The organism is Streptomyces sp. NPDC058691, assembly GCF_042714775.1.
Taxonomy (GTDB): domain Bacteria; phylum Actinomycetota; class Actinomycetes; order Streptomycetales; family Streptomycetaceae; genus Actinacidiphila.
Map to the genome: position 1 here is coordinate 74,541 of NZ_JBHXSO010000023.1, position 21,562 is coordinate 96,102.

Consider the following 21,562-nt stretch of genomic DNA (forward strand, 5'->3'; position numbering starts at 1 on the left):
CGTCGAAAGGGTTCGTCCGAGGGGAAGTTGGGTCATGCTGGACAGCGGGCGCGACGAAGGGGGGAGCCGCCGATGACACGGGTCGTGGCGGAGCGCTACCGGTTGATCGGCGAACTCGGCCGCGGCGGCATGGGCGTGGTCTGGCTCGCCCGTGACGAGCTGCTGGGCCGCGAGGTCGCCGTCAAGGAGGTGATCGCGCCGCCCGGCTTCGACGAGCGGGACACCGAGCGCCTCTACGCGCGGCTGGAGCAGGAGGGCCGCGCCGCCGCCCGGGTGGAGCATCCGAACGTCGTCAAGGTCTACGACGTGGCGATGGCGGACGGCCACCCGTGGATCGTCATGGAGCTGATCCGCGGCCTGACACTGTCCGACGTCCTCGACGCCGAGGGGCCCATGGCACTTCGCAGGGCGGCGGACATCGGGTCCAAGGTGCTGGCCGCGCTGCGCGTGGCGCACGCCGCCGGTGTGCTGCACCGCGACGTCAAGCCCGGCAACGTCCTCATCGGCAACGACGGCCGGGTGGTGCTCACCGACTTCGGCATCGCGATGATCGAGGGCACCTCGGCGCTCACCCGCACCGGCGAGCTGGTCGGCTCGCCCGAGTACCTCGCGCCGGAGCGCGCCCTGGGGCGCCGGCCCGGCCCGGCGTCCGATCTGTGGTCGCTGGGCGTGCTGCTGTACGTCGCGGTGGAGGGCGGTTCGCCCTTCCGGCGCGACACCGCGCTGAGCACGATGCGCGCGGTCGTGGACGAGCCGCTGGCGCCGCCCCGGCGGGCGGGCCCGCTCGGGCCGGTGATCGCGGGACTGCTGCAGAAGGACCCGGCGGCCCGGCTCCCCGCCGCGGAGGCGCAGCGGCAGCTGGACGCCGTGGCGTCCGGGCGCCCGGCGGGACCTGGCCCGGTCGCCGCGGCCTACGCGCCCACCGAGTCGGCCCTGACGGTCACCGCGCCGCAGCCGGCCCGGGAGGACCCGGAGCGGGAGCGCACGCCGGTGCGGACGACGCCCCTCGCCCCGCCCCCGCCTGACGAGACCCAGGACACCGCCACGACAGGGCGGCCCCGGCGGGCGCTCGTCGCCCTGGCCGCAGGAGTGCTCGCGCTAGCGCTGGGGGCGGGCGGAGCGGCCTACGCGCTGCTGAACGACGACACGGGCGGCTCGGCCGGCTCCGGGCAGACGGCCACGACGGGGGGTGTCAACGACGCCGGCGTGACCTCCCCCGCGGTGACGGCGGACGACGACGCCTCCTCGCCGGCCGCCTCCTCCCCGTCCGGCGACGCGAGTTCGGCGTCGCCCACCGGCGGCCACGGCACGGGCTCGGGAACGTCGTCCGGCACGTCGCACACGCCGGTCCGGGTGAACGTCCATGTCTCGGTCAGCGCGGTGCGGGACAGCTACACGGGCGCCTGCCCGCCGCCGGAGGCCGAGGCGCCGGCCTTCTCCGCGGTCGTGACGGTGGATCGGACCCCCGCGACCGTCACCTATCGCTGGCGGACGGGGAGCGGGACCGGCGGGGACTCCGGATGGCGGACGCTCGACTTCCCGGCGGGCGGGGACACCAGCCGTACCGTCGAGCACATCGAGCTGTCGTACCAGCCCGACACCACGCACGAGGACTGGATCGCGGTGGAGATCAGGAGTCCGGTGGCGGTGGAGTCGGAACACGTCGCGTTCACCGTCACCTGCCGGGCGCCGACCGCGACCCCGTCTCCCTCCCCCACGGGCACACCCGCCTCTCCCTGACCCCGGGCAGGGGGCCGGACGGACGTCCGGCCCCCTCCGCCGTGCGCGCCGCCTGGGTCACACGGCCGCGGTGAACACCGGGAGGTAGCCGCCGGACTGACCGGAAGCGGTGGGGTGGTACGACTCGTAGACCGGGAGGGTCAGGTTGTGCAGCCACGCCGGTCCGGCGCAGATCTCGTGGCCGGCGAAGGTGCCGCGGACGTCGCCGAAGGCGAAGCCGTGGTCGGCGGCGCGCTTGGCGGTGACGGTGTCGAGGAGGTCGGCGGCGTCGTTGATGGCCCTGCGCTTGGAGGCGCCGAGGCCGATGCAGGAGGTCCCGAGCTTGTAGAAGTGGGGGTAGCCGACGACGACCACGCGGGCGGCGGGCGCCCGGGAGCCGATGGCGTCGTAGAGCGCGTCCAGGCGGGCCGGGAGCCGATTCTCGATGTAGTCGCGGGCCCGGTCGATCCGCCTCAGGCAGGCGCTGGACGAGTTGAGCAGGCAGGTCGTCATGACGCCGACAAAACCGGCGTCGTTGCCGCCGGCGGTGATGCTGACCAGGGTCGTGGAGGCGTTGAGCGGGCCGAGCTGGCGTTTGATCACATCGGTGGTGTCGGCGCCCGAACAGGCCGTGAAAGAGAACCCGGACGGAGTATGCGCGTTGGCCCACAGGCGCGGGTACGCCCTGAGGCTGCGGTAGCAGCCGCCGCGGGAGTCGTCGTAGCTCCCGGAGCCGACGCCCGCGGCATAGGAGTCGCCGAGGGCCACGTACACGGGGCCCGCGGCGTGTGCCGGGCCGGAGCCGGTCAGGGCGAGTGCGGCGGTGAGGAGGAACGCGGAAGCGGCTGACACGAATCGGGACAGTCTCATGGAACCTCCCTTAGCAGGATCTCCGCCGCATCCTTCGCACCGCGCCGCAAGCCGCCCCCAGGGGTGTCCGCGTACGCACCGCGCTCCCCGTGACCGGCCACCACGTGACGGGCCGTCGGTACTCACGCCGCTTCACGCCACTCCCGGCAGCCCCACACAGCCCCACGCCGAACAAACTGCCGCTCCCCGCCGGGCAGTTCGGGGGAAATCGTCCACCTCCGCCCCACCCGCCACCCGGTCCGGGCACCGCGGCCGCTTCTGGCCCCCACTTCCTTGACGCCCGCGCCCGAATTGAGCGAGATTGAACATCTGCATCCGGCGTTTTGGGGGGCAAAGTCGCCAATGCAACCACCGCACACAGACAACGCATCCGGTCACCCGATCGGCAAGGAATCACTTCCCCTGCTCATGGGCGCCGCCGTGGGAGTCGGCGGAGTAGGCGCGGTGCTCGCGCTCGCGGACATCGCCTCGCCCGTCAGGGCACCCTTCACCTTCTTCTTCCTGCTCGCCGCACCCGCCGCGGCACTCGCCGGCGGGCTGCGCGGCCTCGACCCGCTCAGCCGGGCGGTCGTCGCGGCCGGCGGCACCGTCGTGATCGACCTCCTGGTGGCGCAGGGCATGCTCGCGCTGCACATGTGGTCGGTGCGCGGCGGGGTCGCCGTCGTCGCGGCGGTGAGTGCCGCGCTGTTCCTCGTGCCGCTCGTGCGGCACTCCTATGGCCGGGCCGAGAGAAGGCGGACTCCGTAAAGTGGACATCACCGTTTACCGCCCCGGCGAGCTCACCGCCGCCGACCGGGCGGCGTGGGCACACGTGCAGAGCCAGGCGGTCGCCATGGGCAGCCCGCAGCTCGGCAATCCCTTCCTGTCGCCCGGCTTCACCTTCGCCGTGGCCCACCATCACCGGGGCGTGCGCGTCGCGGTGGTCCGCGAGGAGGGCGAACCGGTCGCCTTCTTCCCGTTCCAGCGCTCGGCGGCCGGCGTGGGCCGGGCCATCGGGCTCGGGCTCTCGGACTGCCAGGGTCTCGTGCACCGGCCGGGCTTCCAGTGGGACGCGCGGGAGCTGCTGCGCGCCTGCGGGCTGGCCGTCTGGGAGTTCGATCACCTGGTGGAGGGCCAGAAGCCCTTCGAGGAGGGCGCGACCGGTACGTACGCCTCACCCGTCATGGACGTCGAACACGGCTACGAGGCGTATCTCGGCCATCTTCGCAGCCACTCGCCCAAGTTCGTGCGCACGACGCTCGCCAAGGAGCGCAAGCTCGGCCGGGACGTCGGCGAGGTGCGCTACGTGCACGACGAGCGGGACGTCGGCGCGCTGCGCACGCTGATGGGGTGGAAGTCGGCGCAGTACCGAAGAACCGGGCGCAGCGACCGCTTCGCACGGCCCTGGATCGTCGACCTGGTGGAGCATCTCTTCCACACCCGCGAGGAGTCCTTCAGCGGCCTGCTGTCGGTGCTCTACGCGGGCGACCGGCCGATCGCCGCCCACTTCGGGATGCGGACGCCGGCGGTGCTGGCCTGCTGGTTCCCGGCGTACGACCCGCAGTTCTCGAAGTACTCGCCGGGGCTCGTGCTCCATCTGCGGATGGCGGAGGGGGCGGCGGCCGACGGGGTGGCCCATCTCGACCTCGGGCGCGGCCACAAGGAGTACAAGGAGTCCCTGAAGACCCGGGACCTGACCGTCTCCGAGGGCTGGGTGACCCGGCCGCACCCGGTGGCGCTCGGCCATCGCGCCCGGCGTGCGCCGGTGCGCGCGCTGCGCAACGCGGTCACGGCGCATCCCGTGCTGCGCGAGCCGGCCGACCGATTCCTCAAGCGTGTGGGGCGGTTGCGCGCCGGTGCACGATAACGGACATTGCGTCACAGTAATGATCAATACGGTCCAAGGGGATTGATCAGTGCCGATCAGGACTGATCACCGCTCATCAGGTCTCACCATGACTCAACTGGACGATTATCCGCCAAATCCATGAAATGGTATTCACTCTCACGAGTCTTGCCATACAGTTCCAACCGTCAATACCGTCGTACATCCACCCGCATCGACCTGTTATGCAAGCGGCTCAAGGGGAGGGCCAGACAGTCGCGACAGGAAGATCGCGGGGCGCGGTAGGGGGGTGCCGTGCTCGGTCACCGGGACGTGTGTGCCGAGCCGCGAGCCGCGCGGCCAGTCACGCATGTCCACTCACCCGGCCCGCCAGCTGTTGGGACCCCGCCATGCCCTGCATGCGCGGATTCCCGGGCGGGGTGAGACAACCCCCCTTTCGAACCGGCACACCAGAGGGCGCCCGGGACGGGCGACCCACCGGACGAGAGGGAAAACAGACTCATGAGCTCGTCTCTGCGCCCGGCAGTCACCGGGCACGCACAGACAACCGCGGTCCTGGCGCCGGACCATTTCACGCCGGTCTCGTCGCACTTGGCGATCGCTCCGCTCGTCAGCGTGGTCATCCCGGCCATGAACGAGGCCCAGAACCTGCCGCACGTCTTCGCCACCCTGCCGTCGTGGATCCACGAAGTGGTCCTCGTCGACGGGAACTCCACCGACGACACCATCGAGGTCGCCCGTGGACTGCGGCCGGACGTCCGGATCGTGCCGCAGACCGGCAAGGGCAAGGGCGACGCCCTGATCAGCGGTTTCGCCGCCTGCACGGGCGAGATCATCGTGATGGTGGACGCCGACGGCTCGGCTGACGGGTCGGAGATCGTCTCCTATGTGTCGGCCCTTGTCGGAGGGGCCGACTTCGCGAAGGGCTCGCGCTTCGCCAACGGCGGCGGCACGGACGACATGACCCCGATCCGCAAGCTCGGCAACCGCGTCCTGTGCGCCGTGGTCAACGCCAAGTTCGGGGCCCGCTACACCGATCTGTGCTACGGCTACAACGCGTTCTGGCGGCACTGCCTGGACAAGATCACGCTGGACTGCACCGGCTTCGAGGTGGAGACCCTGATGAACATCAGAGTCGTCACGGCGGGCCTGAAGGTGCAGGAGATCCCCAGCCACGAGTACGTGCGCATCCACGGTGTCAGCAACCTGCGCGCGGTGCGCGACGGCTTACGGGTGCTGAAGGTCATCGTGCAGGAGAAGAACGAACGCCGCGCCGCACGCCGCAAGGAGGTGCGGTGACCACGCGGACCCCTGTCTCCGTGGTGATCTGCGTCTACACCGAGGACCGCTGGGGCGACATCCTCGCCGCGGTGGCCTCGGTGGAGGCGCAGAGCCTGGCCGCCCACGAGGTGCTGCTGGTCGTCGACCACAACCCCGCGCTCCGCGGGCGGCTGGAGGAGCACTTCGCCGGAACCCCGGTACGGGTGCTCGCCAACGCCGGGCCGCGCGGCCTGTCGGCCGGCCGCAACACCGGGATCGCCGCGTCCACCGGCGAGGCCGTCGCCTTCCTCGACGACGACGCGGTCGCCGAACGGGACTGGCTGCACTGGTTCGTGGACGCCTTCGAGGACCCGCTCGTCATGGGCGTCGGCGGGCGCACCCGCCCGGTCTGGGCCTCCGGAGACCGGCCGCGCTGGTTCCCCGAGGAGTTCGACTGGGTGGTGGGCGCCTCCTACCGGGGCCAGCCGCCCGGCCGGGCCCGGGTGCGCAACGTCCTCGGCGGCAACGCCGCGTTCCGCCGCACCGCCTTCGACATCGCCGGCGGCTTCGCGACCGGCATCGGGCGCGACGGCGACAAACGGCCGCTGGGCTGCGAGGAGACGGAGTTCTGCATCCGGCTCGCGCAGGCCAAGCCCGGCACGCTGCTGCTCATCGACGACCGCGCCGTGATCTGGCACCGCGTCCCGGCCGTCCGGGAGCGCTTCGCCTACTTCCGCACCCGCTGCTACGCCGAGGGCCTGTCCAAGGCGCTGGTCACCCGCAGCGTCGGCACCGAGGCGGGCCTGGCGACCGAACGCCGGTACGCCACACGCGTCCTGCCCGCCGGCGCCGCTCGCGGCCTGCGCGACGCCCTGCGCGGCCGCCCCGGCGGCGCGGGGCGGGCCGGCGCCATCGTCACCGGTGTGGCGACCGCGGCGGCCGGGTATGCCGTCGCCCGACTGCGCACCCGGGGGGAGGCCACGCCGTGAGACCGGCCGTTCCTTCGCCGTCCGTCCACCGCACACCGGGAGGTGCCCTCGCATGACCGAGTCAGACGGACGGCGGGACGGCCCCGTGCCGATCCTGATGTACCACGCCGTCGCCGACACGCCCGCCCGCGCGACCCGGGGCCTTTCCGTGACCCCGGCGGCCTTCGCCGCGCAGATGGCGCTGCTCGGAGACCGCGGCTTCACCCCGCTCGGCACGTCCGCGCTGGCGTCCGCCTGGCGGGAGGGGCGGGCGCTGCCGCGCCGCCCGGTGCTGATCACCTTCGACGACGGCTACGAGGGCGTGCACCGGCACGCCCTCCCCGTCCTCAAGGGCCTCGGCTTCGCCTCGACGCTCTTCGTCTCGACCGGCTGGCTGCGCGGCGAGTACGAGGTGCCGGGCGCGGCGCTGGACACCATGCTCGACTGGGATCAGGTGCGCGAACTACGCGACGCCGGAACCGAGATCGGCGGGCACAGTCACACCCATCCGCAGCTGGACCAACTGGGCGACAAGCGGCTCTGGTTCGAGCTGCTGCGCTGCAGGGAGATCCTCCACGACGAACTGGGCGCGCCACCGGCCTCCTTCGCCTACCCGTACGGCTACTCCACCCGCCGGGTGCGGCAGGCCGTGCGCACGGCCGGCTACGGCTCCGCGCTCGCCGTGGGCAACGCCCTGGCCGACCCGCGTCGCCAGAGCCCCTACGCGCTGGCCCGGGTGACGGTCCGCCGCAACACGGGGATCGAGGAGTTCGAGCGGCTGGTCGAGGGGCGCGCCATCGCCCGCAACTTCGCCGGTGACCGGGTCCTGACCCAGGGGTACTCCCTGGTGCGCAGAGCCCGCAGAGGTGTGCGGAAGGTGCGCGAGAGCGGTGTCTGAGGCGACCACCACGTCAACCACCCCCACGACCACGACCCCGGCCTCGGCCTCGGCCACAACCGGGGAACCGGCTCCCGGGGAGGCGCCCGCCGTCGCGGCGGCGGGCGATCCCTCGGCCGCGTCCGGCGCCGCCAAGCGCGGCGGGAACCAGCTGTTCCGCAACGCCTACGCGCTGATGCTCAACACCGGTGTCTCCGCGGTCCTGGGCCTGGGCTACTGGCTGGTCGCGGCCCGCTACTACAGCGAGGACGCGGTCGGCCAGGGCTCGGCGGCCATCGCCGCCATGAAGTTCCTCGCGGGCCTGACCGCGGTGACCCTCACCGGGGCACTCGCGCGCTTCATCCCGGTGTCCGGCCGGCGCACCGGGCGCCTGATCTTCGGTACGTACGCAGGGAGTTCGGCGATCGTGGCCTTCGCGGCGGCGGTCTTCCTGTTCACCCTGGACTTCTGGGGCCCCTCGTACCGCTTCCTGCACGGCACGGCCAACGGCCTCGGCTTCATCGCGGCGGTCGTCGGCTGGTCGCTGCTGACCTTGCAGGACGGGGTGCTGACCGGGCTGCGCAAGGCAGTGTGGGTGCCGGTCGGCAACACCGTCTTCTCGGCGGCGAAACTGGCGCTGCTGGTGGGCATCGCGGCGGCGGTGCCGACGGCCGGTGTGTTCGTGTCCTGGGTCGCGGCCATCGGCCTGTCGGTGATACCGCTGGGCTGGCTGGTCTTCCGCCGGCTCGCGCCCCGGCACGCCAAGGCCACGCCGGAGACGGCCGAACCGCCGTCGGCCCGTCAGATGGGCCGCTTCGTCGCCGGTGACGCCACCGGCTCGTTCTTCGCGCTCGCCGTGGTGTACCTCGTCCCGGTCCTCGTCGCCTCGCAGATCTCCTCCGCGGACAACGCGTACTTCTACATCACCATGACGATCGGCGGCACGATCGACCTGCTGGCGATCAACATGGGGTCCTCGCTGACCGTCGAGGGCGCCCACGACCCGGGCCGGATCGCCGAGAACTGCCGGGCGGCGCTGCGCCGGATGGCCAAGATCATGGTGCCGATCACGCTCTTCATGGGCGTCTTCGCACCGCAGATCCTCGGCGTCTTCGGGGACGGCTACGCGCAGGAGGGCGCGCCGCTGCTGCGCCTGCTGGCCCTGTGCTCCCTGACCCGGGTGCTGATCGAGGTCTACTTCGGCATCCTGCGGGCGCAGAGCCGCACCGGGCTGCTGGCCTTCCTCCAGGGCCTGCTGTGCCTGCTGGTGCTCGCGCTCACCCTCGCGCTGCTCGGGCCGCTGGGCATCACCGGGGCCGGCTGGGCCGAACTGGGCAGCCTGCTGGTGATCGCGGTGGTCGCCGTCGTCGGGCTGCGGCGGCTGGTCACCGCGCCCGCGGCTCCCGCACAGCCACCCGCCGCGCCGCCGGCGGAGGCTGCCGAGGCGGAGCCGGAGCCCGAGCGGACGGCCGCGGCCGGCGAGGACCTGGAGATCGTCTACGGCACGCGCTGGGCGCGCGCCGCCGCGCTGGACAGCGACACCCTCCAGCTCGGCGTCCACCTGGACTTCGACCACCCCGAGCGGCGCCCCTTCGTGACGCCGCCGCAGGGGACCGCGATCCCGGAACTGCCGTCGCCGCGCGCCGAGAAGTCCCTGGCCCCGGCGACATCGGCGACACCGCCCGCACCAGCCACACCATCGACACCGCCGCCTGCCGAGGCACCCGCGCCACCCGAGAAGGCCACCGGCCGCCGGGCCCGCCTCCTCGAACTCGGCGTCTGGGGACTGCTGCTGTGTGCGCTGGCCCTGTACTGGCTGCCGCTGACCGGCATGGACGACGCCTCGCTCGACGCGATGAACGGCCTCGGCCTGATCTCCGTCCTCCCCGCGGCGACGCTCGCCGGGGCGGCCCTGCTGGTGGTCGCCTTCGCGGCCGGCCTGTGGCTGCGCGCGCCACGCCGGTGGCTGCTGCTGGCGGTCCTGCTGGCGACGGTGGTGTCCCTGCACGCCGTGCCCGCCGTGCTGGAGGAGCAACCGCGGTTCGCCACCGCGTGGCAGCACGCGGGCTTCATCGACTACATCGGCCGGACCGGGGACGCCGCGCCCGACATGGACGCCCGCTTCTCCTGGCCCGGCTTCTTCGCCGCGGTCACCTTCGTCACCCGCGCCATCGGGCTCACGGATCTCACCGAGGTACTGCGCTGGTGGCCGCCGGCCGTGGAACTGCTGTACCTGGCGCCGCTGATGCTGCTGCTGCGCGCCGTGCGCGCCGGGTGGCGGGCGAAGTGGTGCGCGGTGTGGCTGTTCGCGCTGTGCGGCTGGGTGGGGCAGGACTACTTCTCCCCGCAGTCCCTCAACTACCTGATCTACCTGCTCTTCGCGGCGGTGCTCCTGGTCTGGTTCCGGGCCCCGGAGGCGCCGCGCGGCAAGCTGCTGCCCGGTGAGGCCGAGGTGCCCCCGACGGGCCGGACCGACCGGGCGGTGCTGCTGGCCCTGCTGGTGGCGCTGTTCGCGGCGTCGGTGGTGAGCCACCAGCTCACCCCCTTCGTGATGCTGGGCGTGCTGGCCGTGCTCGTGCTCGTCCGGCGGTCGACGCCGCTCGGGCTGCCGCTGCTGTGCGGGGTGCTGCTGATCGGGTGGATCTGCTACCTGGCCGAGCCGTACTGGTCGGGCCACTTCGACGAGCTGTTCGGCGGCATGGGCTCGCTCGGCGGCAATGTGTCCTCCAGCGTCTCCGGCCGCATCGAGGGCGGCAGCACGGTGCACAAGCTGGTGCTGTATGTGCGGATCGCCCTGGCGGGCGGCGTCATGGCGCTCGCGGCCGCCGGCTGGCTGCGCCGCCGCTGGTCCGGGATCAACGACCTGGCGCTCCTGGTGCTGCTGGTCGTGCCGTTCCTGGGCTTCGGCATGCAGTCCTACGGCGGCGAGATGGCCCTGCGCGTGTTCCTGTTCGCCCTGCCGGGGGCCGCCGTGCTGGGCGCGCTCGCGTTCTTCCCCCGGACCTCCTCGGACCGCGGGTGGCGCGGGCCGGCCGCGGCGCTGCTGGCCGGCTGGGTGCTGATGGCGGGCTTCCTGGTGGCCCGCTGGGGCAACGAGCCGTTCGAGCGGGTCCGCACCGGCGAGGTCGCGGCGATGGAGTACGTGTACGCGCACGACAAGCCGACCGCCCGCCTGGTGTGGCTCAGCACCGACCCGGTGAACGACGTGACGCCGAGCCTGCCCTGGAACGCGCGGGACATGGAGCGGGTGACGTATGTGCCGGTCCTCGCCCCGCGCGATCCGGTGCTGGTCGATCCACTGGTCGAGGCGCTCCAGGACGAGGGGCCGAACTCGTACCTGATGGTCTCGCGCGGTCAGGACGCCTATCTGCAGCTGGACGCCGGATTCTCCCGGACCTGGCCCGACAGGCTGATGCGCTCCCTCGACGCGCGCACCGAGCTGCGGCCGGTGCTGCGCAACGAGGACGCGACCGTCTACGAGCTGCGCGAGCAGCCGGCGGACCGGGCGGCGGAGGAACCGCGGCCCGGGCGGGTCTTCCCCGTTGTGACATGGAACACCTGGACGGCGGTGGGTGTGCTCGCCGCGGTCTCGCTGCTGGTGCTGCTCGGCGCCCGCGAGCTGGCCCGGATCGTCCTGCCGGAGGCCAGGCGGCGGCGCGGTATGCGCTGGTCGCTGGTGGCGGCCGCACCACTGCTGCTGGTGTTCCTGGCGGCGACGGCGATCCGGTTCCTGACCCTGAGCTGACCGCCCGCCTCGGCGCCCCGGGAACACCGCGTCGCCACGCGGCGTTCCCGGGGCCAAGGACCAAGGAGGTGCGGGCAATGGCGCACAACGAGAACGAGACGACCCCGCAGGCCACGGCAGCGGCCCCGGACGTGGCGGCGCAGGCCCGGCGGGCCCGCTTCGGCCGGCTGCCGGAACGCGTCCGCCCGCAGGACACGTCCCCCGGGGTGCGGGCCACGGTCCACGACCCGGACCGCGACGTCTACAACCCCGACGAGTGGCTGGTCCGCAACGTCGTGTGATGCCCGCCGGACCGCCGAAGCCCTTTCTAGCCGCGGTCCAGCCAGCGCAGCCCGTAGGCGGGCAACGCGAAGGAGCGGCCGTCCACCTTCGCCCGGATCGGGCGGCCGAGGACGTTGACGACGAGCACCGCCTTGTCGTCGGCGAGCACCCGCACATTGGGCCGGTCGTCCTCGGCGACGGACACCGTGCGGAAGCGCGTGCCCGGCGGGAACGCGGCGGCGAAGCGGCGCAGGAGGTCCATCATGGGCAGCTGCTCGCCGCCGCCGGACGACAGCTCGGTGCTGGTCCACAGGCACCCCGGGCACGACCTGCCGCGCTCCTGGGGATTCCAGTAGAAGGCCGCGTCGGCGCCGCCGCGGGCGAGCTCCATCATGGCGGCGGCCTGGACGGCGGTGCGGTGGTGTTCGTCCCAGCCGGTCGGCTTCCCGTCCGGTTCGACGTACCACTCGGCCCACCACAGGGGCAGGCCGCCGCTGCGCTGCTTGAGCCAGCGGCCGACGGCGGCGAACTTCTCGGTGGCGGCGAACTCGTCGGGAACCAGGGAGTCGTCGCGGTTGGTGCTGGAGCCGTCGGCGACGAGGAAGTCCGCGCCGGCCTTGTGGCGCAGCCAGTAGTCGACGGCGTCCAGGGCGCGCCGGTCGGCCGCGCCCCAGGGGCCCTTGAGGGTGTCGGAGGCGTCGCCGTTGCCGTCGTCGCCGGGGGCGAAGCTGTCCATGACGAGGTACGGGCCGCCGACGAGATTGTCCGGATCCACCTTCTTCAGGGCCTTGTACACGCGGTTGTACAGGTCGGTGTAGCCCTCGTAGTCCCAGCGCCGCTCGCCGTCGTTCCAGAAGCCCTTGAACTCGTTCCAGACGATGAAGTGCCGCACGTCCGGATAGCGGCGGGCTACCGTGGCGGCGAGCGCCGCGAAGTCGTCGAAGTGGTCAGGGTCGGGGGCGACCTCCAGCCGGGACCAGTCGGTCCCGGCGCCCGGCGCGCCGCCCTTCATCCAGTCGGGGGCGCAGCACAGCGTGATCACGGGGGTGCCGCCGCTGGCCCGGATGAGGTCGACGCGGTCGTCGAGTTCGCCGAAGTCGTACTTCCCCGGGGACGGTTCGGGATTGTCGGCGCCCCAGCCCATGATGGCCTGGTCCTGGGGCAGCGACCGTTCGGCGAGCAGCCCGGCCGCGGCCCGCTTGGCCGGGCGTTCTCCGTGGTCGGCGCTGTACTCGGTGTGGGTCAGGCCGAATCCCAGCTCGGCCGAGGGCTTCCCGGTGGGCGTGGCGGACGGGCTGTGCACCCCGGCACCCGGCCCCGCGCCGCCGGGCGCGCCGTCGCCCGTACCGCCCCGCAGGTCGCACGTCGTCAGCAGCAGCGCCAGCGCGACCACACCGATCCCCAGAAGCGCGGTGATGCCTCGCCGCCCCGCCCCCGGTACCTTCGTACGCACGTCCCCATGGCGTCCCATCACCAGCCAGGGTAACCGCCGCGTTGCCCGGATCGGGCGGGTTTCACCGGGGGTTCGGCGGGATTGCGCCGCTCCGCGAAAACCCTGTGCGCACGCGGAGCCCGTGCCGGATCATGAGCGTCATGCCCGACGCAACGCCCCCGCATCGCGCCCTGTCCATCCGGCTCGGCATGAACGACGACGACTCGCCGTCCGACGCCATCGACGCCCTGTTCCTCAGCCGCTTCGTCACCGGCGAGCAGCCGTACTCGCGCGGCTCCTCCGTGGAGCGCGTGAAGTCGGGGCTGACCCTGCTGCCGGCCGGGGCCGAGGTGCTGCGCGCGGCGCGCGACAAGGACCGCGGCGCCACCCTCGCCGAGGGCGAGGGCTGGACGATCCTGGTCTCCCGCTGGCACCACCGCGCGGACGTGACGGTGACCGCCGTGAGCGAGGAACTCGCGGGGCGCGTGCTGGCCGAGGCCGTGAAGGACGCCGAGGACCAGCCGGAACCGCAGCCCGACGACGTCACCATGGGCTTCTGGTACGTGGCGCCGCGCCGCGGGCCGCACCGCATCACCCGTCAGATCAGCGCCGCGCCCTGGGACGACGTCCGGGGCAACTACACCGCGCCGGTGGCCGAGGCCGTGGACGGGCTGATGAAGCTCACCGCGGACGACGTCAGCGGACGCCTGCTGCTCCTCCACGGCCCGCCGGGCACCGGCAAGACCTCCGCGCTGCGCACCCTGGCCCGCGCGTGGCGGGACTGGTGCCAGGTCGACTGCGTGCTCGACCCCGAGGTGCTCTTCAACGACGTGGGCTATCTGATGGAGATCGCCATCGGCGAGGACGACTCCGAGGGGCCCGGCCGCTGGCGGCTGCTGCTCCTGGAGGACTGCGACGAGCTCATCCGCGGCCAGGCCAAGCACCAGACGGGCCAGGCGCTCTCGCGGCTGCTCAACCTCACCGACGGGCTGCTCGGCCAGGGCCGCAACGTCCTGGTCGGCATCACCACCAACGAGGACCTGGAGCGGCTGCACCCCGCGGTGGTCCGTCCCGGACGCTGCCTGGCCCGCATCGAGGTCGGCCCGCTGACCCGCGCCGAGGCCACCAACTGGCTCGGTACGTCCGAGGGCGTCGGCCGCGAGGGCGCCACCCTGGCGGAGCTGTACGCGCTGCGCCGCGGCGCGTCCTCCAGCACCGGCCCCGTGCTCCCCGCCCAGACCCCGGCCTCCTCCTCGGGCGGCCTCTACCTCTGATGCCCGGGGGTCCCCCCAGCGAAGCGAGGGGGAAGATACGGTCCCGCACCGGGGCCGAACTGCGGCGCAGCCGCCGCCCCCGGGCTCACAGCTGCTGGGACCACCTGTACGCGGCGCCGTTGTGGCCGCTGCACGGCGCGAACCTGGGCACGCTGCTGCGCACGTGCGACGCGGTCGGGGCGTGCCTGGTCGTCCCGCGCTTCCCCTGGGTGCCGGAGGCGCTGGCCCGCGGCAACACGCTGCGGCGCCCTCCGTGCGTGCACTGGACCGGCGACCCGCTGGGCCGGCTCCAGCGGCAGCGCGAGCGCGGGTCGCACGTCGTGGGGGTCGAACCGGCCGACGAGGCCGTACGGCTGGCGGACCTGCCGGCCGCGCGGCGCACCACGGTCGTCGTCCTGGGACACGAGCAGCACGGCATCCCGCCCGAGGCACTGGACCTGCTCGACCTCGCCGTCGAGATCCCGATGGTGGGGACGGGGGCCAGCCTCAACGTCGCGGTCGCGGGCTCGCTGGCGCTGTACAAGCTGGCCGGGCTGCTGTGAGCGGGCCCGCGCGCTACGCCTCGTACGCGGCGCGCAGCGCGTCCCGCACGGCGGCCTCGGCGGCGCCGCGGTCCAGGCCGAGACGGTGGGCGCGCTCGGCGTAGGCGGACGCGGCGGCTGCCGCCTCCCGGTCCGCGGCGTCGCCGGCGGCCGCGACGAACGTGCCGTTGCGACCGCGGGTCTCGATCACGCCGTCCGACTCCAGGGCGCGGTACGCCTTGGCCACGGTGTTGGCGGCCAGGCCGAGTTCGTCGGCGAGGCCGCGCACCGTCGGCAGCCGGTAGCCGACCGGGAGGGCTCCGGAGTGGGCTTGGCCGGCGATCTGGGCGCGCAGCTGCTCGAACGGCGCGGCGGCCGCGTTCGGACGGATGACGATCTTCAGGCTCACTTTGGTTCGCTCTCCCGGCGGGTCACGGCACGGCGTTTGTCGCAGCCATTGTGCTGCAGCCGCTCGGCCGCAGCGCGACGGCACGGCCGGGGGCGTCGGGGTCGTGGACGATGGTGTCGCCGGGCTCGTGCAGATGCAGCACGAAGCGTTCGCCCGCGCGGTACGCGTCCAGGCCTGCCCTGCAGTACGCGACCATGTCGTCCGGCAGCGCGTCGAGCGGGAACCAGCCGAGCTCCGAGCACTTGTCGGGCTCGCGGTTGACCGGCTCCGGGCCAGTCCCGTCCGCGACGAAGAACCAGCCGATGCGGGCGTCCCCACCGGGCGCGCGGTGCTGCATGACCAGCGCGACGGAGACGTCCTCGGGGCTCAGCGCGACACCCACCTCCTCGTAGGCCTCGCGGATCACCGCCTCCCGGACGTCCTCGCCGGCCTCGACGTGGCCGGACGGCGCGTGCAGCAGGCCGTCGGCGTAACCGGTGTTGACCCGGCGGCCGAGCAGCACACGGTCACCGCGCCGCAGGATCAGATGGACGTCGACGATCTCGCTGTGGCGCCGGGGCGGAGCGACCCGCACGACGGCCGCGTAACGCTCGTCCCGGACCGGGCGGCCCCACAGGGCGGTGTCGTGGGCGAGCTGCTCGATCTCCGTGTGCGCGGCGAACGGGCGCACCATGGCGGCGAGTTCGGCCGCCGAGATGCCCACCGGCGCCGCCTCGCCCCAGCGCCCCTCGACCAGCACGATGCGCCCGCCGCGCCGCAGCAGCCCGGCCCAGCGGCGCAGCGACGCCACGGGATCGGGCAGCGCCCACAGCATGTGCCGCACCAGCACCACGTCGAACCGCCCCGCCGCCACGGGAGGCTGCACCGCGTCGCCCACGACCACCCGCGCGTCCGTCCCCGCCAGCTTCGCCCGGGCCAGGGCCACCATGCGCGGCGACCGGTCCACCCCGGTCACCCGGTGGCCCCGCTCCGCCGCCAGCGCGGCGAGACTTCCCGTCCCGCACCCCAGGTCCAGCACGTCCGCCGGCGTGTCCGGCAGCCACCCCTTCAACCGCCCCGCCCACGCCTCCCGCACCGCCGGCTCACGCAGCCCGTGGTCCGGCTCCTCGTCGAATCGGTCCGCCGCGGCGTCCCAGTACTCCCCGCTCTTTTCGTCCACCCGCCGATCCTGCCACCCCCCACTGACACCGCCCCGGCGGCGACCGGGACGCCCGCGCGATGCCGTGCGTCACCCCACAAACACCCGGCTGGTGCAGGTGCTTCTGGACGAGGAGTCGCAGGCGGTATCGCTGCGCTTCAGCGGGCCGGCCATGCTGCGCGGCATCGCCACCGCCGTCCCGGAGACGGACTGGGGGCCCCTGTGACACCGAGGGGCCGGGCGGCCGCACCCTGATCGACGCGCACCCCAACGCACGGGCCCCGCGCGGAGAGGACGACGCCGTACCGCTGACGCGCGGCGCCCGGACCGGCACGCTCGTCCCCGTGCCGTCCGGACCCGCACCGCGCGCAGCCGTGGCAGTCGCCGCGCGACCGGCCCGCGATACACGGAAGGTCCTTAAAGCTCCCCGCGGGGACGCGGGTCAGCCCAGGCCCAGGTCGCGGTAGCGGGTGCGGCGGGCGGTGAGGCGGGAGGCGCGGGGGAGGGCGCGGAGGGCGGCGAGTTCGGCGCCGAGGATCGTGCCGAGGCGGGTGAGGAAGGCTTCGGGGGCGTCCCCCGCGTCCTCTTGACCGGACGCCTCCTCGACGACGCGGTCGACGATGCCGCGCGCGAGCAGGTCGGCGGAGCGTACGCCCTGGCGGGCGGCGACCTCGTCGGCCCGCTCGGTCGTCCGGTACAGGATGGCGGAGGCGCCCTCGGGCGGCAGCGGGGAGAGCCACGCGTGGCGGGCGGCCAGCACCCGGTCCGCGGGCAGGAGCGCGAGGGCGCCGCCGCCCGCGCCCTGGCCGAGGAGGAGGCAGAGCGTGGGCGCGGGGAGGGTCATCAGGTCCGCGAGGGAGCGGGCGATCTCGCCGGCGAGGCCGCCCTCCTCGGCCTCCCGGGACAGCGCGGCGCCGGCCGTGTCGACGACGGAGAGCAGGGGCAGGTCCAGTTCCGCCGCGATGCGCATGCCGCGGCGGGCCATCCGCAGTCCGGCGGGGCCGAGTGCGGGGGGCCGTCCGTCGTCGGTCTCGCGCCGGTCGTGGCCGAGGACGACGCACGGGGTGCCGCCGATCCGGGCGAGCGCGAGCAGGAGCCCGGGGTCCCGTTCCCCCGCGCCGGTGCCGCTCAGCGGTGTCACGTCCTGGCCGGCCACCGCCAGCAGGGCCCGCAGTCCGGGGCGTTCGGGCCGCCGGGAGCGGCGGATCGACTCCGCCGCCGGCACCTCCACGGCCGTGGCGTCATTCCCCGGGTCCGCGGCCACCGCAGGGACGGCGACGTCGCCGCACAGCACCGCCAGCGTCCGCGCCGTCGCCCCGGCGAGCTGCGCGAGCGGCACAACGGCGTCCACGATGCCGTTGGCCAGCAGGTTCTCCGCGACCTGGACCCCGGGCGGGAACGGCTCGCCGTACAGGGCCTCGTGCACGCGGGGGCCCAGGAAGCCGATCAGCGCGCCGGGTTCGGCGGCGGTGACATGGCCGAGCGAGCCCCAGGAGGCGAAGACCCCGCCCGTGGTGGGGTGGCGCAGGTGGACCAGGTACGGCAGTCCCGCCGCCTTGTGGTCGGTGATGGCCGCGGCCACCTTCACCATCTGGAGGAACGCGATGGTGCCCTCCTGCATGCGCGTCCCGCCCGACGCCGGCGAGGCCAGCAGCGGCAGCCGTTCGCGGGTGGCCCGCTCGATCGCCCGTACCAGCCGCTCCCCGGCGGCCACGCCGATCGACCCGCCGAGGAACTCGAACTCGCTTGCCACGACCGCCACCCGCCGGCCCCGTACGTCGCCCTCACCGGTGACCACCGACTCGTCCAGCCCGGTCCGGGCGCGGGCCCTGGCGAGGTCGGCCCGGTACTCCTCGCCGTCCAGGTACGGCGGCAGCGGCGGCAGCGGGGCGTCCCAGCCGCGCCAGGTTCCGGGGTCGACGACGCTGTCGACGAGCCGACGGGAGGCGGGGCGGCGGGGCGGTTCGGTCATGAGGACACCCTGCCATCCCCCCGGGGCATCGGCCCGCAGGTCAACACACCGTTGTGGAGCGGCACTCGGGGCGCGCGCGAGCGCCGGCAGGCGCGCCGGGGTCACTCGTGTGGCGCAAGTCCATCGCATGCCGGCCGTCGTTGTGGGGATGTGGCTACAGTCAATCCCCAGAGCGCGCCTGAGGCGTCGTCCGGGAGCGCGACCCCCCGGACCGTCCCGGCGTCCGTCCGCCGCACGCACCCCCCGCGCACCTCGCCCGGCTTCCTCCTCGGGGAGTGGGTCTTCATCCCGCGGACCGAGCACTTCCTCGGCAGCTCCTCGGACGCCTACATCGAGCGCGGCGACGAGCGGGTCCCCCTCGTCCACTGCTCCTCGGAGCTGGAGCAGTTCACGAGGGAGATGGCCGGGATCGAGGGGGACTTCACCCGCCGCTGCTCCGGCATCGACCCGGCGGCGCCGTACTGAGGGGCCGACATCCCCTCCCGCCTGCCCGCTTCTCCTGCTCCTTTTATCCCCACGCCCGGCCCCGACAGGAATTCCTTCATGCCGCCTTTGCAGGACCGTTTCCGCCCTGAGAATGGTCTGCCGTACGAGGATCATCTCCACGGTCCCACCATTTACAGCCCCCGCCAGTCCGCCGACGACACCTCGGGGCACGGGATCTTCTCCGCCCCGGACTTCGATGTCCTCAACGGGGCATGGGCGTCCGAGGAGGAACTGGCGCAGCTGCTCGACCAGTCCGGTTCGGATGAGGAAGAGGACGTCTTCCAGCACTCCCCGGACACCGCGACGCACGAACTCCCGCTCACACGGCGCCGCCACCGCAAGATCCGCCGGGCCGCGCTGCGGCGCCGGCTGACGCGGACCCAGACCCTCAGCTTCGTCGCCGCGGCGCTGGCGGCGACCATCGTGGCCATGGTGAGCGTGCTCGGCGGGATGATCGCGCACGACCCGCTGCGGAACATCGCCTCCGCCGATGGGTCCGCGGGCCTGGCCGACTGGTGGCCGCTGCTGGTGTACGGCCCCTGGATGGTGGCCTCGCTGTCGATCCTGCGCGCCGCCCTGCACCAGCGCCGTGCCCCCCATTCGTGGGCGGTCGTGCTGCTCTTCTCGGCGTTCGCCATCCTCTTCTGCATCGCCTGCGCCCCCAGGACGATCACGAACTGGACCGTCGCGGCCCTCCCCGCCATCGCGGCCCTGTCCTGCTTCCATCAGCTCGTCCGGCAGATCACCCTCACCAGGCCCCCGCGGCGCACCCCGCGCGGCCGCCGGCACTCCTGAACCGCCTCCGCGAACCCGGCGGAGACCGGAGGCAGCAGCACCGGGACGGCCTGGCCGGCGGCCGCGGGGGCCGCGGCCGTGTCGCTCGGCGCTTCGGTGCTGCTGCTCATGGCGCGCGGACCGGGTTCGGACCGGGATCAGACCGGGATCAGACCGGGATCAGCTGAAGACGTCCGTGCAGTCGGTCCGGGTGGCGTGCGCCGGGTCGAGGGCGTTGGCCGTCTCGTGGAAGGCGATGCGGTCGGTCAGCCCGATGAAGACGTGCTCGGACAGGTCGAGCGAGCACAGGTCCTGGAGCACCACGTTGCGGACGTCGGGTCCGGACAGGAACTGCGAGGTGTACGGCGTGACGACCTCGTCGTACCTGGTCGCGATGACCGTGTAGTGGACGCCGGGAAGGGTGTCGCCCCCGGCGTTCAGCTTGGTCAGGAAGGCCGATCCGGCCATCTGGTCCGTGAGGCCCTGGGGTGCGAGGTGGTCGATGGCCTCGGCCGCCCCCGGGAAGTACGGCAGCAGTTTGAGCAGTCCGTTGAGGTCGGTGCCGTGGTTGTCGGGGGCGAGCCCGACGAGCGCGTTCACCTTTGCGGCGCCGCCCAGGAACTTCATGTAGTAGCGCGGCATCATGCCGCCCTGGGAGTGCCCGACGATGTCGACCTTGCCCGCGCCGGTGGTCGCGAGGACCCGGTCGACGTAGTCGGCGAGCTGCTGGGAGGACGCGGTGATGGAGCCGAGCCCGTAGAAGACGGGGACGCCGGGCAGTTGGCCGTAGTCGAGGGAGAAGACGCAGTAGCCTCGCGCGACGAGGTACGGGGCGAGGCCGAGCCAGTTGTCGATGGAGTTGCCGAAGGTGCCGTGGACCAGGACGACCGGGCGCGGGTGGGCGGCGGAGGGCCTGCAGGACCAGTTGTTCCAGCCGCTGCTCGGGGCCGCGGCGGCACTCGCGGCACTCGTGGCGGTCTTGGCGGAAGCGGAGGCGGAGGCGGCGCCGGCCAGGACGGGCGTGACGGTGAGGGCCGCGGTGAGGGTCAGTGCGGAGAGGAGCCGGAGCGCTTTCGTCCGTCTGAAGTGCAGCATCGAGCGATCTCCTCGCAGGTGGGGGAAAAGCAGTGGGGGACCGTTCCCTGACGACCTGTGATCCGGATCACAAGAGTGCTGAGCTTCCGTCAATTTACGCACGGGTAACAAAAACCGGCCAGCTACCGGTCGGTAACGAATTCATCACGCTGCCTTCATGGCGCTGTGATAAGGGAACTCACGCGGCGTCACCCCACCCCTGGTCAGCTCGGGTGCGCGGCCGGACGGCTCGGCGGGGATCGGTCCGCCGGCACGCGCCGCCCGCTCGACGCACCCCGCCCCGTTTCGTGTACGAACGGTGTCGGGTGGTCCTCGTGGCGCGGCGGGCGCGTCGCCCATCGGGCAGGGCCGCGGGAGGCTACACCTGATCCGGTCCACCAAGCGGCCGGCCATCCTGGGAGCGGATCATGGGCGTCGTCGAAACACTGACCGGCCGGCGGACTTCGCGGCGAACGGCTTCTCGCCGGAGCTGCGCCTGATGCCCTCGCTGAAGACGATGGTCATCGGCTGTGTGGACCCGCGCGTCGACCCGAACGCGGTCCTGGGGATCGCTCCGGGAGAGGTCGGCACCCTCCGCAACGTCGGCGGTCGCGTCACCCCCGGGCTGCTGAGGGAGATGGTGATGCTCCGTGAGGTGGTGCGGGCCGGTGGGGGTGACCTCGGTCCCGGCTGGGAGATCGTCGTCCTCCACCACACGGACTGCGGGATCACCCGTCTTGAGGGCAGGCCGGAGCTGCTGTCCGGCTTCTTCGAGGTCGACCGGGACCGGCCGGCCGGGCAGGCGGTCGGTGACCCCCGGGCAGCGGTCGCCCATGACGTCGCCGTCCTGCGCGCCGACACCCGCCTGCCGGGCCTGCGCGCCTCCGGGCTGGTGTACGACGTGGCGACCGGGCTCGTGGAAAGCGTCGTCGCGCCGTAGCCGCCCCGCCCTCCGCC

Annotated in this window: 20 protein-coding genes; 14 read left to right on the forward strand and 6 right to left on the reverse strand. The window is 73.4% G+C overall.

Annotated elements, in window-relative coordinates; translation table 11 throughout:
• The first annotated feature begins 72 nt into the window (after window positions 1-72).
• Window positions 73-1,740: a serine/threonine-protein kinase gene (locus ACFWVC_RS18320; RefSeq protein WP_384286399.1), complete on the forward strand. Its 1,668-nt coding sequence runs from the start codon at window positions 73-75 to the stop codon at window positions 1,738-1,740.
• Window positions 1,741-1,797: 57 nt separating this feature from the next.
• On the opposite strand, the gene ACFWVC_RS18325 is transcribed toward ACFWVC_RS18320, so the two are convergent.
• On the reverse strand, window positions 1,798-2,589 hold the full coding sequence (locus tag ACFWVC_RS18325; protein ID WP_384286402.1) for an SGNH/GDSL hydrolase family protein: 792 nt from the start codon (window positions 2,587-2,589) through the stop codon (window positions 1,798-1,800).
• Between the two features lie 408 nt (window positions 2,590-2,997).
• On the opposite strand from ACFWVC_RS18325, the gene ACFWVC_RS18330 reads away from it, so the two are divergent.
• The 7 genes from ACFWVC_RS18330 (at window position 2,998) to ACFWVC_RS18360 (ending at window position 11,545) form a co-directional block, all read left to right on the forward strand.
• Window positions 2,998-3,336, forward strand: a complete 339-nt coding sequence (locus ACFWVC_RS18330) for a hypothetical protein (protein WP_384286405.1) — start codon at window positions 2,998-3,000, stop codon at window positions 3,334-3,336.
• A gap of 1 nt (window position 3,337) precedes the next feature.
• Window positions 3,338-4,435, forward strand: coding sequence for a GNAT family N-acetyltransferase (locus tag ACFWVC_RS18335; RefSeq protein ID WP_384286407.1), 1,098 nt, complete (start codon window positions 3,338-3,340; stop codon window positions 4,433-4,435).
• A 480-nt stretch (window positions 4,436-4,915) separates the two neighbouring features.
• Window positions 4,916-5,713 carry a glycosyltransferase family 2 protein gene (locus tag ACFWVC_RS18340; RefSeq protein WP_384286409.1) on the forward strand — a complete coding sequence of 266 codons (798 nt, stop codon included), beginning with the start codon at window positions 4,916-4,918 and terminating at the stop codon, window positions 5,711-5,713.
• A complete protein-coding gene (locus ACFWVC_RS18345; RefSeq protein WP_384286411.1) occupies window positions 5,710-6,663 on the forward strand; it encodes a glycosyltransferase family 2 protein in 954 nt (317 codons plus the stop codon). Before ACFWVC_RS18340 ends, ACFWVC_RS18345 begins: the two co-directional genes overlap by 4 nt.
• A 52-nt stretch (window positions 6,664-6,715) precedes the next feature.
• Window positions 6,716-7,540, forward strand: coding sequence for a polysaccharide deacetylase family protein (locus ACFWVC_RS18350; RefSeq protein ID WP_384286413.1), 825 nt, complete (start codon window positions 6,716-6,718; stop codon window positions 7,538-7,540).
• Entirely contained in the window at window positions 7,533-11,264 is a 3,732-nt protein-coding gene (locus tag ACFWVC_RS18355; RefSeq protein WP_384286415.1) for a lipopolysaccharide biosynthesis protein, read from the forward strand. The genes ACFWVC_RS18350 and ACFWVC_RS18355 overlap by 8 nt, the downstream gene beginning before the upstream one ends.
• Window positions 11,265-11,341: 77 nt before the next feature.
• Window positions 11,342-11,545 carry a hypothetical protein gene (locus tag ACFWVC_RS18360; protein ID WP_384286417.1) on the forward strand — a complete coding sequence of 68 codons (204 nt, stop codon included), beginning with the start codon at window positions 11,342-11,344 and terminating at the stop codon, window positions 11,543-11,545.
• 26 nt (window positions 11,546-11,571) lie between these two features.
• Here ACFWVC_RS18360 and ACFWVC_RS18365 read toward each other — a convergent pair whose 3' ends face one another.
• Window positions 11,572-12,996, reverse strand: coding sequence for a xylan 1,4-beta-xylosidase (locus tag ACFWVC_RS18365; protein WP_384286419.1), 1,425 nt, complete (start codon window positions 12,994-12,996; stop codon window positions 11,572-11,574).
• 122 nt (window positions 12,997-13,118) lie between these two features.
• On the opposite strand from ACFWVC_RS18365, the gene ACFWVC_RS18370 reads away from it, so the two are divergent.
• Together ACFWVC_RS18370 and ACFWVC_RS18375 are read left to right on the forward strand one after the other, a co-directional pair.
• Window positions 13,119-14,231: a DUF5925 domain-containing protein gene (locus tag ACFWVC_RS18370; protein WP_384286421.1), complete on the forward strand. Its 1,113-nt coding sequence runs from the start codon at window positions 13,119-13,121 to the stop codon at window positions 14,229-14,231.
• 119 nt (window positions 14,232-14,350) lie between these two features.
• Window positions 14,351-14,773, forward strand: a complete 423-nt coding sequence (locus tag ACFWVC_RS18375) for a TrmH family RNA methyltransferase (protein ID WP_384286423.1) — start codon at window positions 14,351-14,353, stop codon at window positions 14,771-14,773.
• 13 nt (window positions 14,774-14,786) lie between these two features.
• Here ACFWVC_RS18375 and ACFWVC_RS18380 read toward each other — a convergent pair whose 3' ends face one another.
• Together ACFWVC_RS18380 and ACFWVC_RS18385 are read right to left on the reverse strand one after the other, a co-directional pair.
• Window positions 14,787-15,161 carry a GntR family transcriptional regulator gene (locus ACFWVC_RS18380; RefSeq protein ID WP_384286425.1) on the reverse strand — a complete coding sequence of 125 codons (375 nt, stop codon included), beginning with the start codon at window positions 15,159-15,161 and terminating at the stop codon, window positions 14,787-14,789.
• A 22-nt stretch (window positions 15,162-15,183) separates the two neighbouring features.
• Window positions 15,184-16,320 carry a methyltransferase domain-containing protein gene (locus tag ACFWVC_RS18385; RefSeq protein ID WP_384286427.1) on the reverse strand — a complete coding sequence of 379 codons (1,137 nt, stop codon included), beginning with the start codon at window positions 16,318-16,320 and terminating at the stop codon, window positions 15,184-15,186.
• A gap of 64 nt (window positions 16,321-16,384) precedes the next feature.
• Between ACFWVC_RS18385 and ACFWVC_RS18390 the strand changes: the two genes are divergently transcribed.
• Complete coding sequence (locus tag ACFWVC_RS18390) at window positions 16,385-16,525, forward strand: hypothetical protein (protein WP_384286429.1); 141 nt, start codon at window positions 16,385-16,387, stop codon at window positions 16,523-16,525.
• Window positions 16,526-16,741: 216 nt separating this feature from the next.
• On the opposite strand, the gene ACFWVC_RS18395 is transcribed toward ACFWVC_RS18390, so the two are convergent.
• The gene (locus ACFWVC_RS18395; RefSeq protein ID WP_384286431.1) at window positions 16,742-18,271 is read right to left on the reverse strand and encodes a carboxyl transferase domain-containing protein; all 1,530 of its coding nucleotides are present in this window, start codon (window positions 18,269-18,271) and stop codon (window positions 16,742-16,744) included.
• 150 nt (window positions 18,272-18,421) lie between these two features.
• On the opposite strand from ACFWVC_RS18395, the gene ACFWVC_RS18400 reads away from it, so the two are divergent.
• Both ACFWVC_RS18400 and ACFWVC_RS18405 read left to right on the forward strand, forming a co-directional pair.
• On the forward strand, window positions 18,422-18,736 hold the full coding sequence (locus ACFWVC_RS18400) for a hypothetical protein (RefSeq protein ID WP_384286434.1): 315 nt from the start codon (window positions 18,422-18,424) through the stop codon (window positions 18,734-18,736).
• Window positions 18,737-18,814: 78 nt separating this feature from the next.
• Window positions 18,815-19,552 carry a DUF2637 domain-containing protein gene (locus tag ACFWVC_RS18405; protein WP_384286436.1) on the forward strand — a complete coding sequence of 246 codons (738 nt, stop codon included), beginning with the start codon at window positions 18,815-18,817 and terminating at the stop codon, window positions 19,550-19,552.
• Between the two features lie 159 nt (window positions 19,553-19,711).
• Here ACFWVC_RS18405 and ACFWVC_RS18410 read toward each other — a convergent pair whose 3' ends face one another.
• Window positions 19,712-20,626 (reverse strand): esterase/lipase family protein, encoded by a 915-nt coding sequence (locus ACFWVC_RS18410; RefSeq protein WP_384286439.1) that lies wholly within the window; start codon window positions 20,624-20,626, stop codon window positions 19,712-19,714.
• Between the two features lie 478 nt (window positions 20,627-21,104).
• Here ACFWVC_RS18410 and ACFWVC_RS18415 point away from each other — a divergent pair, with 478 nt between their 5' ends.
• Window positions 21,105-21,545 carry a carbonic anhydrase gene (locus ACFWVC_RS18415; RefSeq protein WP_384286441.1) on the forward strand — a complete coding sequence of 147 codons (441 nt, stop codon included), beginning with the start codon at window positions 21,105-21,107 and terminating at the stop codon, window positions 21,543-21,545.
• The last annotated feature ends 17 nt before the right edge of the window (window positions 21,546-21,562 follow it).

What these genes read in the sequence shown, in the direction of transcription:
- ACFWVC_RS18320 (WP_384286399.1), top strand. Translation starts at nt 73, where the DNA reads ATGACACGGGTCGTGGCGGAGCGCTACCGGTTGATCGGCGAACTCGGC.
- ACFWVC_RS18325 (WP_384286402.1), bottom strand. Translation starts at nt 2,589, where the DNA reads ATGAGACTGTCCCGATTCGTGTCAGCCGCTTCCGCGTTCCTCCTCACC.
- ACFWVC_RS18330 (WP_384286405.1), top strand. Translation starts at nt 2,998, where the DNA reads ATGGGCGCCGCCGTGGGAGTCGGCGGAGTAGGCGCGGTGCTCGCGCTC.
- ACFWVC_RS18340 (WP_384286409.1), top strand. Translation starts at nt 4,916, where the DNA reads ATGAGCTCGTCTCTGCGCCCGGCAGTCACCGGGCACGCACAGACAACC.
- ACFWVC_RS18350 (WP_384286413.1), top strand. Translation starts at nt 6,716, where the DNA reads ATGACCGAGTCAGACGGACGGCGGGACGGCCCCGTGCCGATCCTGATG.
- ACFWVC_RS18360 (WP_384286417.1), top strand. Translation starts at nt 11,342, where the DNA reads ATGGCGCACAACGAGAACGAGACGACCCCGCAGGCCACGGCAGCGGCC.
- ACFWVC_RS18365 (WP_384286419.1), bottom strand. Translation starts at nt 12,996, where the DNA reads ATGGGACGCCATGGGGACGTGCGTACGAAGGTACCGGGGGCGGGGCGG.
- ACFWVC_RS18370 (WP_384286421.1), top strand. Translation starts at nt 13,119, where the DNA reads ATGCCCGACGCAACGCCCCCGCATCGCGCCCTGTCCATCCGGCTCGGC.
- ACFWVC_RS18395 (WP_384286431.1), bottom strand. Translation starts at nt 18,271, where the DNA reads ATGACCGAACCGCCCCGCCGCCCCGCCTCCCGTCGGCTCGTCGACAGC.
- ACFWVC_RS18405 (WP_384286436.1), top strand. Translation starts at nt 18,815, where the DNA reads ATGCCGCCTTTGCAGGACCGTTTCCGCCCTGAGAATGGTCTGCCGTAC.
- ACFWVC_RS18410 (WP_384286439.1), bottom strand. Translation starts at nt 20,626, where the DNA reads ATGCTGCACTTCAGACGGACGAAAGCGCTCCGGCTCCTCTCCGCACTG.
- ACFWVC_RS18415 (WP_384286441.1), top strand. Translation starts at nt 21,105, where the DNA reads ATGCCCTCGCTGAAGACGATGGTCATCGGCTGTGTGGACCCGCGCGTC.